The following is a 12,108-nucleotide window of genomic DNA, read 5'->3' on the forward strand; positions in this document are numbered from 1 at the left end:
AATTCTCTGCAAAAATAAGACTTTAAAATTTTACAGCCTTTACAACTCCATCAAATAGTCATAGAAAGTTTCTGATTCCTGTTATTTACAGAATAAATTATTGCAGTTTTTGTAACCAGTTTAAAACATATCCTGCAACTTCTTCCCACCCTTTTTCACCGGCAATAAAATGGCTTCTGCCTTCAAATTCTTTAAAATCAACAATACTATCTTTGTCTTTATAAGCATTGGCAATTTTTCTTGAAAATGCTGCAGGAAAAATATGGTCATTGGAGCCTGCGATAAACAATAACGGTTCGTGAGGTTTGTTTAAATCTAATTTTGCGGAAGATTTGAAAAGCGGATCTCTGGCTAATTTTCTGCTTTCAGGAGCGGCAACAGTTTCGTACAATTTATCACTTTCGGCTTTAGAATAATTATTAAAAAATGCTTTATGATACCATTCTTTGGTTCCTAAAAATGCAGAGTTTCCTTTAAAGAAATTCACTACAGGCCAAACAATTTTCACGGTAGAAAAAGGAGCCATCACATTTTTTGGAGGTGCGCCATCGATACTCACTCCTGCAACTGCTTTTCCCATGTCAATCAGTTTCTGTACCATCAATCCACCAAATGAATGTCCGATCACGATGGGTTTTTCAGGAAGCGTGTCGATGAATTTTACTAAATTTTCTACCGCGTCATCAAAACCTACATTTTTCAGCTCTGAAGGAATGTTTTTCTTTAAATCAATCGGATTCCCATCGTGTCCAGGGTTTGACGGTGTGTGAACGGTATAACCTTGAGCTTCAAAATAAGTTTTCCAGTTTTTCCAGCTTGTATTGTTAACGAATAATCCGTGAATCAATACGATCGTTTTTGTTTTCATAATAAATATTGTTTTAAATTATGAGACAAAGTTGCGCAGATAAATTGAGGATAATTTTAACTTGGGTTAAAATCGTAAGAAACTGATGTAAATTTTATCATTTATCTGCATGTGAATTTTTAACGCAAAGTGCGCTAAGATTGTATTATTCAAAAAGATTTTGGCTAATGAAGAATACGATATTTCTCTCGCAAATTTGAAAAATTTATCAGATTTTTTGCACCAAATAAATCTGCATAATCAGCTAAATCTGCGAGATATTAAAAAAGTTTAATTACTTCCCTGAAATTCTTTTTCTTATCCTGCTCAAAGATGGTCCCTGAATTCCCAGATAAGAAGAAATATGATACAGAGGAACGTTATTAAAAATATCAGGATGCTGTTTGATTAAATCTAAATATCGTTCTTCCGGAGATTTTAAAATAAAACCTTCGATTCTGCTCATCGTTACATTAAAAGCTTCCTGCGCCAAAAGTCTCCCGAACTTCTCCCACTGATGCGATTGCCGATACAGAGAATGCAAATCTGTATATCGGATGTAAATGATCGAAGCATCTGTCAAAGCCTGAGTATGATAATCACAGGGAATCTGATTGATAAAACTTTTAAAAGAAACGACGAAACCGTTTGCAGAATACAGAAAAACATTCTTTTCCTCTCCAGTTTTTTCATCAATCGTGTAAGAACGGAAAACTCCGTCTACAATAAACCCGAAATAGGTACAAACCGTGGCTCGAAGATTGAAAAAATCTCCTTTACTGTATTCTTTGGGTAACCAAAAATCTGAAGATAATTTAAAATCTTCTTCAGTAAGACCAGCAAATTGGTTCAGAGCAAAAGCTAATTTTTCGATTTCAGTCATTGTTTAGTTTTATTTGAAAGGGATATGCTGAACGCATAACCAGCAAATTTTCACAATTCTTTATTTCCAATATCTTCAATTTCGGGGAAGGTTTTTTTGAGATCCTCCTTTGAAAATTTCATTTCAAGAAGTTTATAAACGCCATACACTGCGGCAATCGATAATAGCCAACCAATCATATTTACTCCTGAAAATCCTGTGTAACTGAGACGTTCCAAGGAATCAGGATTATAAATAGCTTCATAAATACCATAACAAAATCCGAAAAGCAATTGAGTTCCAAAATAAACCACTATTGCTAAAACTCCGTAATGCCATTTTGTTTTTCTATACCTTTCAGCAAGACCTGCGAAATATCTGTAAGCTCCGATTAAAATAAAAATTCCTATCATAATTATTAGTTTTTAAATTAGTTTTATTAAAATTCATATCCCACATCCACCAAAAAAAGTCCGTGAGCGGGAGCTGAAGTTCCGGCTGAGTTTCTGTTTTTATTTTCAATGACTTTTCTGAGATCTTCAGGTTGTATTTTTCCTGAACCAACCTCAACCATTGTTCCTACGATTGCTCTAACCATATTTCGTAAAAACCGATTGGCTGAAATAGTGAATTTCAGTTCGCTTCCGATCTGTTGCCACTCAGCTTTGTACATTTTGCAGAGATTGGTTTTGTTGTCGGTATGGAGTTTCGCAAAACTTGTAAAATCTTCATATTCAAAAAGAATTTTACAGGCTTCGTTCATTTTATTCAAGTCAATATTTCTTTTCCAAAGTTGCCAAGCAGAATCTTCTGTAAACGGATTTTTTTCTAAAGAAATATAATATTCATAAGTCCTGAATGTTGCATCAAATCTTGCATGAAAATCATTTTTAACAGGAAAAATCCTTTTAATAGAAATATCTGAAGGTAAAAAACTGTTCATTTTATAAGTAAGCTGATCACTCAAGTCCTGCTCAGTCTCAAAATGAGCAAACATTTTTTTGGCGTGAACTCCAGTATCGGTTCTTCCCGCTCCGGTTGTCTTAATTTGTTCTCTTAAAATTGTGGAAAGTGCTTTTTCCAGTTCTTCCTGTACAGAAATATCTTTTGGCTGAATCTGATAACCAAAATAATTTTTACCGTTATACGAAAACTCTATAAAATATCTCAAAATTGTAAAATTTCCCTACAAAAATACTTTAATTTGATGATACCACAGAATGATATTTTAACAATAAATGTTGAAAAGTCATCCTAAAATGCAGGAAAATACACATGAAAATTGCTATTTTTGCAAACGTATGAAAAGATGGTATCTCTATCCTTTTTCTTTAGGTTATCACATGGTTACGGGCATCCGGAACAGTATGTATGATCTGGGAATTTTTAAATCTACAAAATTCAAAACTCCGATCATCAACGTCGGTAATCTCTCTGTGGGCGGCAGCGGAAAATCTCCGATGGTCATGTATCTGGCAACTTTTCTGTCAAAATATTATAGAACGGGAGTACTTTCCCGCGGTTACGGAAGATTGACAAAGGGATATGATGTAACCAACTACGACAGTAATTATAAAACTGTAGGTGATGAAGCAATGCAGTTGTTTGAGCGTTTCAAAAACCGTTTTGTTATTGCAGTTTCCGAACAAAGAGTTCCCGGAGCCAGAAAAGTAATTGATGATATGGATCTTGATGTTTTGGTTTTGGATGATGCGATGCAGCACAGAGCAATAAAAGCAGGATTCAATATTTTGATGACTGACTTTAATGATCCTTACTTTAAAGATCATCTGCTTCCAGCGGGTGATTTGAGGGAATCCAGAGCGGGATCAAGCCGTGCAGACATTATCATGGTTAGCAAATGTCCGGATGAACTGACTGAAGAAACCAAGCAATATTACATTTCAAGAATCAAACCTTCTTATAAGCAAAAGGTATTTTTCTCATCAATCGGATATGACGAAAATGTGTATGCAAGAGACAAAATGCTTCCGGATAATAATCTGAATTACTATGACATTCTTCTGATTACCGGAATTGCCAATCCTAAACCTTTATTGGATCACCTGGCGAAGTTTTCCCAAAAAGTAAAACATTTAAAATTCAGAGATCATCATAATTTTTCAGATGCGGATATTAAAAATATCGTTGCAGAATACAAAAAATTAGGCGAATACAAACTGATCTTAACGACTGAAAAAGATTACGTAAGATTGAAAACATTTGATTATCTGCGTGACTTGGTTTATTACTGGCCAATCAATGTGATTATTGATAGAAAGGAAGAATTTAATCAGATGATTTTAGACTACGTCAACAAAAAATAAAAACAGAATCCGCAGATAACTGCGGATTTTTTTTCTTAATACTAAAGGATAGAATTTTTCAATATGATAAATTTGTTCTAATTTGTATAATTTCAACCTAAAATCACGTTCCATTGTCTAAATTTGTAAAAAAATGAAAATGAAACAGCTATTTGCTATACTTATGATGAGTATTTTTACTTTAGGATGTTCACAAGAAGTTCCTGCAGTCTCAAAAAGTCAGTTTTCAAAAGAAGCGTTGAGTCAGAAATTAGAAAATGAAGAGGGAAAAACCATTACCGTTCAGGAAATTCTGAATCAGCATAAAGGAAAAGTTGTTGTAATTGATTTTTGGGCGGGATGGTGCAGAGATTGTCTAAAAGCATTTCCAAAAGCTATTGAACTGGAAAAAAATAATCCCAATGTAGATTTTGTGTTCTTCTCTCTTGACCGTTCAAAGGAAGGTTTTGACAGAAGTCTTGAGAAATTTAACATGAAAGAAAAAGAAAACTATTGGTTCTCTACAGGCTGGAAAAACGATTTCAACGATTACATCGAACTCAATTGGATTCCGAGATATATGGTGATCGATCAACAATCTAAAATTGCAAAATACTACGCCATTACTCCGGAAGACCCTGAAATTCAGGCAACAATTAACAAGCTTTTGAAGTAGGCTGAAGATAAGTTTTAGATTAAAAACTTCAAACCTTGAATATTAAATTTTAAACAGAAATAACAGAATCCATATCTTTGTGATATGGATTCTTCTTTTCCGGTTCGCAAAATAATTCATGTCGATATGGATGCATTCTATGCTTCCGTAGAACAGCACGACAATCCAGACCTGAAAGGAAAAGCAATTGCAGTTGGTGGCGGACATCGTGGTGTGGTTTCAGCGGCAAGTTATGAAGCCAGAAAATTTGGCGTGCGTTCTGCAATGCCCAGCAAAACTGCAAGAGAAAAATGTCCGCATCTTATTTTCGTTCCTCCCCGATTTGCGCGTTACAAAGAAATTTCAAGAAAAATCAGGGAGATATTTTATGAATACACAGATCTTGTAGAACCGCTTTCTTTAGATGAAGCCTATCTCGACGTTACCGAAAACAAAAAAGGAATAGAATCTGCCAATCAGATTGCCAAAGAAATCCGTCAGAAAATTTTTGAACAGACCGGTTTGACGGCTTCTGCGGGAATTGCCGTCAATAAATTTTTGGCAAAAGTCGCTTCTGACATCAATAAACCTAACGGACAGAAAACCATTCATCCAGACAAAATGGAAAAGTTCCTGGAGGAACTTCCGGTAGAAAAATTCTACGGAGTCGGAAAAGTGACCGCCAACAAGATGTTCACTTTTGGAATTTTCAAAGGAAAAGATTTAAAGAAAAGAACCTTGGAAGATCTTACCCGATTATTCGGAAAATCTGGAGGATATTATTACAATGTCGTTCGCGGAATCCACAATTCTGAAGTGAAGCCTCACAGAATTCAAAAAAGTGTTGCAGTAGAAAGAACTTTTTTCGAAGATCTTTCTGATGAGCAGCAGATCGATGAAAAACTGAGCAGTCTGAGCGAAGAACTTCATCAGCGGCTTCAAAAAAACAACATTTCAGGAAGATCTTTAACTTTAAAAATCAAATACAAAGATTTTTCACTATACACACGGAGCAGTACAAAAGAAGAGTATTTTGCTTCACCGGAAGAGTTTTTCAAGGCTTCAAAAAAACTTTGGGAACTCCGTCCTTTTGATAAAGCGGTACGATTATTGGGATTATCACTTTCTCATCTCAATACAGAAGAAAAAAAGCAGGTATCGGTTCAACTAAAAATCCCGTTTCAGGAATTTGAATGATTCTTTGCCAATTTTTCATTAAATTGTATACACTAAATCAATAAACTATGAACCAGACAATGATTCAGTATTTCCACTGGTACACCGAAGGAAACGGGAAACTATGGAAAGAAGCCGAAAAACAGGCAAAATATTTATCAGAATTAGGAATAACATCGGTTTGGTTTCCACCGGCTTACAAGGGAACAGACGGAGCTTCTTCCGTAGGATATGATGCATATGATATCTACGATTTAGGAGAATTTGACCAGAAAAACAGCATCCCCACAAAATACGGAACCAAAGAAGAGTACAAGAATGCCATCAAAGCTTTACAAAATCAAAATATCGAAGTAATTGTAGATGTCGTTTTGGGACACAAAGCTGGCGGTGATGAACTGGAAACATTCAAAGCCGCAAAAGTAGATGAAAACAACCGTGAGAAAATCATCTCAGAATTCACCGATATTCAATCTTACACAAAATTTACTTTTCCGGGAAGAGGAAAAAAATATTCAGATTTTGAGTGGAATTTTACGTGTTTCAGCGGTGTAGATTATGCCGAAGGAAAAGAATCTCACATCTACAAAATACAGTCTGAATACGGAAACGACTGGGAAGAAATGATCGACGATGAAAAAGGAAATTACGATTACCTGATGTTTAATGATGTCGAACACAGAAATCCACACGTACGAGAAGAACTCAACAACTGGGCAAAATGGTATTTTGATGAAACCAATTTTGACGGTGTACGATTAGACGCTTTAAAGCATATTTCATTTGACTTTTATAAAGAATGGCTGACTCTCCTGCGATCCAATTCAGGGAAAAATATTTTTGCAGTCGGTGAATATTGGGCTCCCGGACAATTAAATTTGTTGCAGAAATATATTGAAGCAACGGAAGGCTGCATGAGTCTTTTTGACAGTTCGCTGCAAAATAACTTCCATACTGCTTCGAAAGAGGGCGGTTCTTATGATCTGAGGAGAATATTTGATATGACCTTAACTGAAGCCGATCCCGAACATTCTGTAAGCCTTGTCGACAACCATGATACTCAGCCTTTACAGGATCTGGAAGCACCTGTTGAACATTGGTTTAAACCTATTGCTTATGCTTTGATTTTACTGAGAGAAAAAGGTTACCCTTGTGTTTTTTATCCGGATTTATTTGGTGCTCATTACAAAGACAATGACCGCGAAGGCAACGAGCAGGAAATATTTTTAGACAAAGTAGATGGTATTGAAGAACTTTTAAAAGCAAGAAAAGAAAATGCTTATGGTGTGCAAAAAGATTATTTTGAAGATGCCAATTGTCTTGGCTGGACCCGTGAAGGGGATGATGAACATCAGGGTTGTGCCGTTGTATTAAGCAATAAAGATGCTTACGAAAAACCTATGGAAATGGGTGAAAAATATATCGGTAAGACTTTTTATGATGTTTTAGGAAGATCTGAAGAAAAGATAATTATAAGAGAAGACGGCTGGGCAGATTTTCCTGCTCCGGCTGGTAATGTAAGTGTTTGGATTCCTGAATAGTATATACTGAATATTTATTTTTATTTTTACAGCACTTGTCATTCCGGAGGAATCTCAGCAATTATTTAGTGAAATGATCTCTGAAAACCAAGCTTAGATTCCTCCGAAATGATAAACTTCATTTAATTTTATTTAATAAAACACATTCGTGCTATTTGTTTTTAATCATCAAACTAGATCTTTCGGAGTTCCAAAATTTCTGGTCTTTCCGATGATTCGTAAATTTTTCCGTTTCGGGCAAACTCTGCCCAAAGTGAGCGCAGTTTTTTTCCGTTTTCATCAATATATTTCCACGGAATATTTTTCAGAAGACCTGATGATTTCCATGCAGATTCATTCCCGAAAATCAAAGGAAGATCAAACGCATGAGCCGACCCGAAATAATGTCCGTCAATTTTAGAATGAATGCGGAACAGCCAGATATTCCCTCCTGCTTCGGCATACTTTTCAGCAAAGTCTTTAGCAGGTTTTCCGTAAATAATTTCTGTCGTGGAACGAATGGCTTTATTAATGATTTTTTTTGGAAGATATTGATTCATCGTATCAGAAGCTCTAAGATAAAAAGCTGTTTCTTCGTCATTAATACCGATTAAAACATCGTATTTCTCAGCACTTTTCCTCCATTTTTTTTCTGCTTCGCCTTCACTGCACAACGGCGGAAAACCATATTGAGTTCCGAAAGGCATTGCGGCTTTTAAACCATATTTAAAAAAGGAAGGAAGATGGTTTTTATAATTTTTAACGATCTCAAAAGTATCAGATTCAGCAGTTAAGTTGCCGGTTTTCTTTAAAAATTCGGAGTGCATTTTTTGACGGTTTTGTCTTAAGCCTAAAGGTGCGCTGTGAATAATCACCCGATGAAACAAACCGTCTGCTCCATCGGAAATCATGAGATGAGCAATGGCATCACCACCGGAAGACTGTCCGAACAAAGTAATGTTTTCAGAATTTCCTCCAAAATCAGAAATGTAGGTTTTGATCCATTTTAATGCTTCTATGATGTCGAACAATCCAAGATTTGCAGGTCTTCCTTCACTTCCGCCCAAAAATCCGAAAATTCCCAAACGGTAAGATACGGAAACCACGATGATATTTTGTTCTTTTACCCAGTCTGTAGGATCTGCCGTTGACAAATCTCCGCAACCCAATTCGTAAGAGCCGCCGTGAATCCAGACTACGACAGCTAATTTTTCATTTTCGTTTATTTTTTCCGGTCGGAATATAGAGATAAACTGTGGTGATTCATCTACTTCAAAATCATCCAGATCAGTTTTGCCAATCATTTTTTCAAGAAGCGGACTGATGTTCTGCGGACACACCGGTGTTTTTTCAGGGAAGAGAATTTCAGAAACAGAAGGCTGTACAGGAATCGGTTTTTTAAATCTTTCGGAATGTGCATAGCGAATGTTTTTCGCTTTAACGATTCCGTTTTCTATAATGCCTAAAATTTTCCCGAAAGACGTTTGAAAAAGATATGTTGCTGTAGTATCCTGTAATTTCATTTTCAGAAATAGATTTTTATTTTGTTCTGCTGCACTTTTCCGTTTTTAAGAATGTTTATCTTTAAAATTACTGATATTTCTGTTGCATATCCCGATGTGCCCAATCGACCATGGCATCGATTACGGGAGCTAAATTATTTCCTGCATCGCTCAACTTGTAAGTTACATGAGGCGGAACAACTGGTTTTGCAGTTCTGATGATCAATCCGTCACTTTCCAACTGCTTTAAATGCTGAATCAACATTTTTTCTGTGACGGTCGGGATTGCTCTTTTCAGTTCACTATATCTTTTCTCTCCTGTTGAAAGCTGAAATAAAATAACGGGTTTCCAGAAACCTGCAATTTTCTCCATTACATACATTACCGGACACTGATCGAGTAAGTTTTTCCTGTTTTCCTGAATGGTAGAATTCTCTTTAATAGCTGTCATATGATACATACTTTAGGGTAAGTACTTGTATAAAAGTAAGTACAAATATAATTTTGTTCCCGGAAACAAACAACATAAAAAAATAAAATTACTTATGAAAATTATCATCACAGGTTCTTTAGGGAACGTCGCAAAACCTTTAGCAGAACAATTGATTTCAGAGAATCATGACATTACCATAATCAGCAGCAACGAATCAAAAAGATCAGAGATTGAATCTTTGGGAGCCAAAGCAGCCATAGGATCTATTTCAGATTTAGATTTTATGAAGGAAACTTTCAGCGGTGCAGATTCAGTCTTCCTGATGACTCCGCCTTTGGTAAGTGAAAGTAATATTGTAAAGAACACTGTTAAAATCGGAGAAAACTACACTGAAGCTGTTAAGAACAGTGGTGTAAAAAGATTGGTTATGTTAAGTAGTGTTGGTGCAGATTCACCTGTAGAAAACGGTCCGATTGCAGGTCTTCACCACATAGAAAATTTGTACAGCGGACTGGAACCCATATCTTCTACTTTCCTGAGAGCAGGATATTTCTATATCAACTTTTTTAATGACATTCCATTGGTTAAAAATGCAGGAATTATGGGAAGCAATTATTCAGCAGAAGTTAAGGTTCCGTTGGTTCACCCAAGAGATATTGCAAAAGCAGCGGCTGAAGAACTGGTAAAAACATCATCAGATCAAAAAATCAGATATGTGGTAAGCGACAACCGTGAAGCAGGAGATTTTGCTAAAGTATTGGGTGCAGCAATCGGAAAACCTGATTTGCCATGGGTAGAATTTACCGATGAACAGGCTTTTGAAGGAATGTCTCAAGCAGGACTTCCCGAAGAAATGGCAAAGCTGTATGAAGAAATGGGAAGAGGCATCAGAAACGGAGTTGTACAGAAAGATTTTATCAAATATGGTTCACCGACCGAAGGTGAAACCAAACTGGAGGATTTTGCGCAGGAATTTGCGGCTAAATTTTAAGATTTTAAAAAATGTGTAAACAGTTTCGGCGAGCCTTTGGCTCGCCGAAACTTCTTTTTTTTAAGGATAAGGCTTTATCCAATCCTGTAATAAATTGTTCGTTTTCAGAACTACTATTTATTTTTTAAAGTTTCTTTTAATACTTTCAGTTTTCCGTCAATCTTGTTTTCTGGTTGTAATCCTAAAATTTCTGCGACTATCGGATATACATTTACATTTTCAAATTCATCAATGATCAGATTATTTTTGAATTCCGGTCCCCAAGCGTAGAACGTCGCTTTCATTTCAGGAACCAGCCTCGGATCGTAACCGTGCTTTCCTACAGAAGTCGTCTGATCTTTTTCTAAGAAAACTTTCGGAACTTTCGGAATCAGTAAGATCTGCCCTATTCTGTTATATTTGTCATCTCTTTTGGCGTAATGTAAATATTTTGAGAGCTTTTTATCAAGATACACTTCATAATCATCCGTTTTATTTGCTTTTAATTCTTTAAAAACAGCTTTAACCTGATCAGAATTTTTAACGTAGACTCTTACCAATGTTTGAGAATTATAAAAATCAAAACGGTCTTTATCCAAAATAATTTCAGGAATGTCCAATGGTTTTCCGCCATCAATTTTGATCATTCCGTGATCAGATACAAATACATAATTTACATTTTTTAATCCTAAATCATTCACTTTCTGAACAAGGCTTCCTACCGCTTCATCAATCAAATGCACAGCATTTTCAGCTTCTTCAGAATCAGGACCGAAATGATGACCAGCTTTATCCACTTCAGGAAAATACATGGCAATGAAGTGTGGTCTTTTATCTTCAGGTAATTTCAGCCAATTGATAACTTTATCAACTTTTTCTGCAGGTTTGAATTTTTCATGATAAGGATAATAATAAGTCGGTCTTTTTCCTCCCGCATCACTTGCTGAGCCCACCCATAGCAAAGAAGCACTTATCATTCCCTGTTTTTCAGCCAAAGCCCAAAGCGGAATCCCGCCGTACCAGCTTCCGTCTTCAGCATTCTCTTTATTGCTCATTGCATAAGCTTTGCCGATTTTATAATCGTAAAAGAAATTATCTACCAAACCATGATGAGAGGGATATAGTCCGGTGATCAGACTCCAGTGGTTGGGAAAAGTAATACTCGGATAACCGGGAATCATTGCTTTTGCCTGAACTCCTTCATCTGAAAATTTTAAAAGATTTTCTGCATTATATTTTTTAGCATAATCATATCGGAAACCGTCTGTAGAAATCATGATTACATAAGGTTTTGACTTTACTTTTTCATTATTAAAACGATTGGGAATAATTATCTGAGCCGTATCACTGATTTGCTTTTGGGCAAAAATAGTGAAAGAAATAAATAGTGATAAAAACTGTAATCTTAGTTTCATGTGTTTTTTGGCAAATTTACTCTATGTAATGATCTGACAAAAATTTATGCTGTTAAAGATATATAAACTCTTAGAGATTCTTCGCAACTTCTCTTTGATGTTCTTAACAAGATGTTATTCACGAGGAATTAAAAAAGAAATAGTAAAATACAGTCTTAAATATCTATGTTCACACTCTTGAACTGGTTTATTTTCTATAGAGACATATAAGTTTTTTTTATGAAAACATAATTCCCAACCATCCTATTTTATAATCAGAGTACAAATAAATAAGATTAAATTTTACAAAATACACGTCAAGTTGTGTCGCATTACAGCTCTATCTTTGTGAAAAATTAATATTTCTCAATTATATTAAATCTCATTAATTTAATTCAGAAGTATTAAAAAATAATTAAATTAGCAAAAAATTAACAATCATT

At 35.4% G+C, this 12,108-nt stretch carries 12 protein-coding genes; 5 read left to right on the plus strand and 7 right to left on the minus strand.

Annotated features, from left to right (window positions below):
* Positions 1 to 97 precede the first annotated feature (97 nt).
* The 4 genes from AC4FQ5_RS08065 to truA all read right to left on the minus strand — a co-directional run bounded on the left by AC4FQ5_RS08065 (position 98) and on the right by truA (position 2,883).
* Entirely contained in the window at positions 98 to 868 is a 771-nt protein-coding gene (locus tag AC4FQ5_RS08065; RefSeq protein ID WP_491142274.1) for an alpha/beta hydrolase, read from the minus strand.
* Between the two features lie 274 nt (positions 869 to 1,142).
* Positions 1,143 to 1,730 (minus strand): Crp/Fnr family transcriptional regulator, encoded by a 588-nt coding sequence (locus AC4FQ5_RS08070; protein ID WP_491142276.1) that lies wholly within the window; start codon positions 1,728 to 1,730, stop codon positions 1,143 to 1,145.
* 50 nt (positions 1,731 to 1,780) lie between these two features.
* Positions 1,781 to 2,122, minus strand: a complete 342-nt coding sequence (locus tag AC4FQ5_RS08075; protein ID WP_491142277.1) for a hypothetical protein — start codon at positions 2,120 to 2,122, stop codon at positions 1,781 to 1,783.
* 26 nt (positions 2,123 to 2,148) lie between these two features.
* Positions 2,149 to 2,883 (minus strand): tRNA pseudouridine(38-40) synthase TruA, encoded by a 735-nt coding sequence (truA, locus tag AC4FQ5_RS08080; RefSeq protein WP_491142301.1) that lies wholly within the window; start codon positions 2,881 to 2,883, stop codon positions 2,149 to 2,151.
* 127 nt (positions 2,884 to 3,010) lie between these two features.
* Between truA and lpxK the strand changes: the two genes are divergently transcribed.
* From lpxK to AC4FQ5_RS08100, 4 genes are all read left to right on the plus strand, one after another.
* The gene (lpxK, locus tag AC4FQ5_RS08085; protein WP_491142279.1) at positions 3,011 to 4,036 is read left to right on the plus strand and encodes a tetraacyldisaccharide 4'-kinase; all 1,026 of its coding nucleotides are present in this window, start codon (positions 3,011 to 3,013) and stop codon (positions 4,034 to 4,036) included.
* A 139-nt stretch (positions 4,037 to 4,175) separates the two neighbouring features.
* Positions 4,176 to 4,691 (plus strand): TlpA family protein disulfide reductase, encoded by a 516-nt coding sequence (locus AC4FQ5_RS08090; RefSeq protein WP_491142281.1) that lies wholly within the window; start codon positions 4,176 to 4,178, stop codon positions 4,689 to 4,691.
* A gap of 84 nt (positions 4,692 to 4,775) precedes the next feature.
* Positions 4,776 to 5,867: a DNA polymerase IV gene (gene dinB, locus AC4FQ5_RS08095; RefSeq protein ID WP_491142283.1), complete on the plus strand. Its 1,092-nt coding sequence runs from the start codon at positions 4,776 to 4,778 to the stop codon at positions 5,865 to 5,867.
* 47 nt (positions 5,868 to 5,914) lie between these two features.
* Positions 5,915 to 7,387, plus strand: a complete 1,473-nt coding sequence (locus AC4FQ5_RS08100) for an alpha-amylase (protein ID WP_491142285.1) — start codon at positions 5,915 to 5,917, stop codon at positions 7,385 to 7,387.
* Positions 7,388 to 7,560: 173 nt separating this feature from the next.
* Here AC4FQ5_RS08100 and AC4FQ5_RS08105 read toward each other — a convergent pair whose 3' ends face one another.
* Both AC4FQ5_RS08105 and AC4FQ5_RS08110 read right to left on the minus strand, forming a co-directional pair.
* Entirely contained in the window at positions 7,561 to 8,889 is a 1,329-nt protein-coding gene (locus AC4FQ5_RS08105) for a carboxylesterase family protein (protein ID WP_491142287.1), read from the minus strand.
* Between the two features lie 67 nt (positions 8,890 to 8,956).
* Entirely contained in the window at positions 8,957 to 9,319 is a 363-nt protein-coding gene (locus tag AC4FQ5_RS08110) for a winged helix-turn-helix transcriptional regulator (protein ID WP_300352047.1), read from the minus strand.
* A gap of 94 nt (positions 9,320 to 9,413) precedes the next feature.
* On the opposite strand from AC4FQ5_RS08110, the gene AC4FQ5_RS08115 reads away from it, so the two are divergent.
* Positions 9,414 to 10,292: an NAD(P)H-binding protein gene (locus AC4FQ5_RS08115; protein WP_491142289.1), complete on the plus strand. Its 879-nt coding sequence runs from the start codon at positions 9,414 to 9,416 to the stop codon at positions 10,290 to 10,292.
* 113 nt (positions 10,293 to 10,405) lie between these two features.
* Here AC4FQ5_RS08115 and AC4FQ5_RS08120 read toward each other — a convergent pair whose 3' ends face one another.
* Positions 10,406 to 11,686, minus strand: coding sequence for an alkaline phosphatase family protein (locus AC4FQ5_RS08120; protein WP_491142291.1), 1,281 nt, complete (start codon positions 11,684 to 11,686; stop codon positions 10,406 to 10,408).
* Positions 11,687 to 12,108: the final 422 nt, after the last annotated feature.

The sequence above is a fragment of the Chryseobacterium sp. DT-167 genome, from assembly GCF_058310155.1.

Excerpts from the sequence above, each read along its gene's own strand:
- AC4FQ5_RS08105 (WP_491142287.1), bottom strand. The coding sequence starts at position 8,889 with ATGAAATTACAGGATACTACAGCAACATATCTTTTTCAAACGTCTTTC.
- AC4FQ5_RS08075 (WP_491142277.1), bottom strand. The coding sequence starts at position 2,122 with ATGATAGGAATTTTTATTTTAATCGGAGCTTACAGATATTTCGCAGGT.
- dinB (WP_491142283.1), top strand. The coding sequence starts at position 4,776 with ATGGATTCTTCTTTTCCGGTTCGCAAAATAATTCATGTCGATATGGAT.
- lpxK (WP_491142279.1), top strand. The coding sequence starts at position 3,011 with ATGAAAAGATGGTATCTCTATCCTTTTTCTTTAGGTTATCACATGGTT.
- AC4FQ5_RS08110 (WP_300352047.1), bottom strand. The coding sequence starts at position 9,319 with ATGACAGCTATTAAAGAGAATTCTACCATTCAGGAAAACAGGAAAAAC.
- AC4FQ5_RS08100 (WP_491142285.1), top strand. The coding sequence starts at position 5,915 with ATGAACCAGACAATGATTCAGTATTTCCACTGGTACACCGAAGGAAAC.
- AC4FQ5_RS08090 (WP_491142281.1), top strand. The coding sequence starts at position 4,176 with ATGAAACAGCTATTTGCTATACTTATGATGAGTATTTTTACTTTAGGA.
- AC4FQ5_RS08120 (WP_491142291.1), bottom strand. The coding sequence starts at position 11,686 with ATGAAACTAAGATTACAGTTTTTATCACTATTTATTTCTTTCACTATT.
- AC4FQ5_RS08065 (WP_491142274.1), bottom strand. The coding sequence starts at position 868 with ATGAAAACAAAAACGATCGTATTGATTCACGGATTATTCGTTAACAAT.
- AC4FQ5_RS08115 (WP_491142289.1), top strand. The coding sequence starts at position 9,414 with ATGAAAATTATCATCACAGGTTCTTTAGGGAACGTCGCAAAACCTTTA.
- AC4FQ5_RS08070 (WP_491142276.1), bottom strand. The coding sequence starts at position 1,730 with ATGACTGAAATCGAAAAATTAGCTTTTGCTCTGAACCAATTTGCTGGT.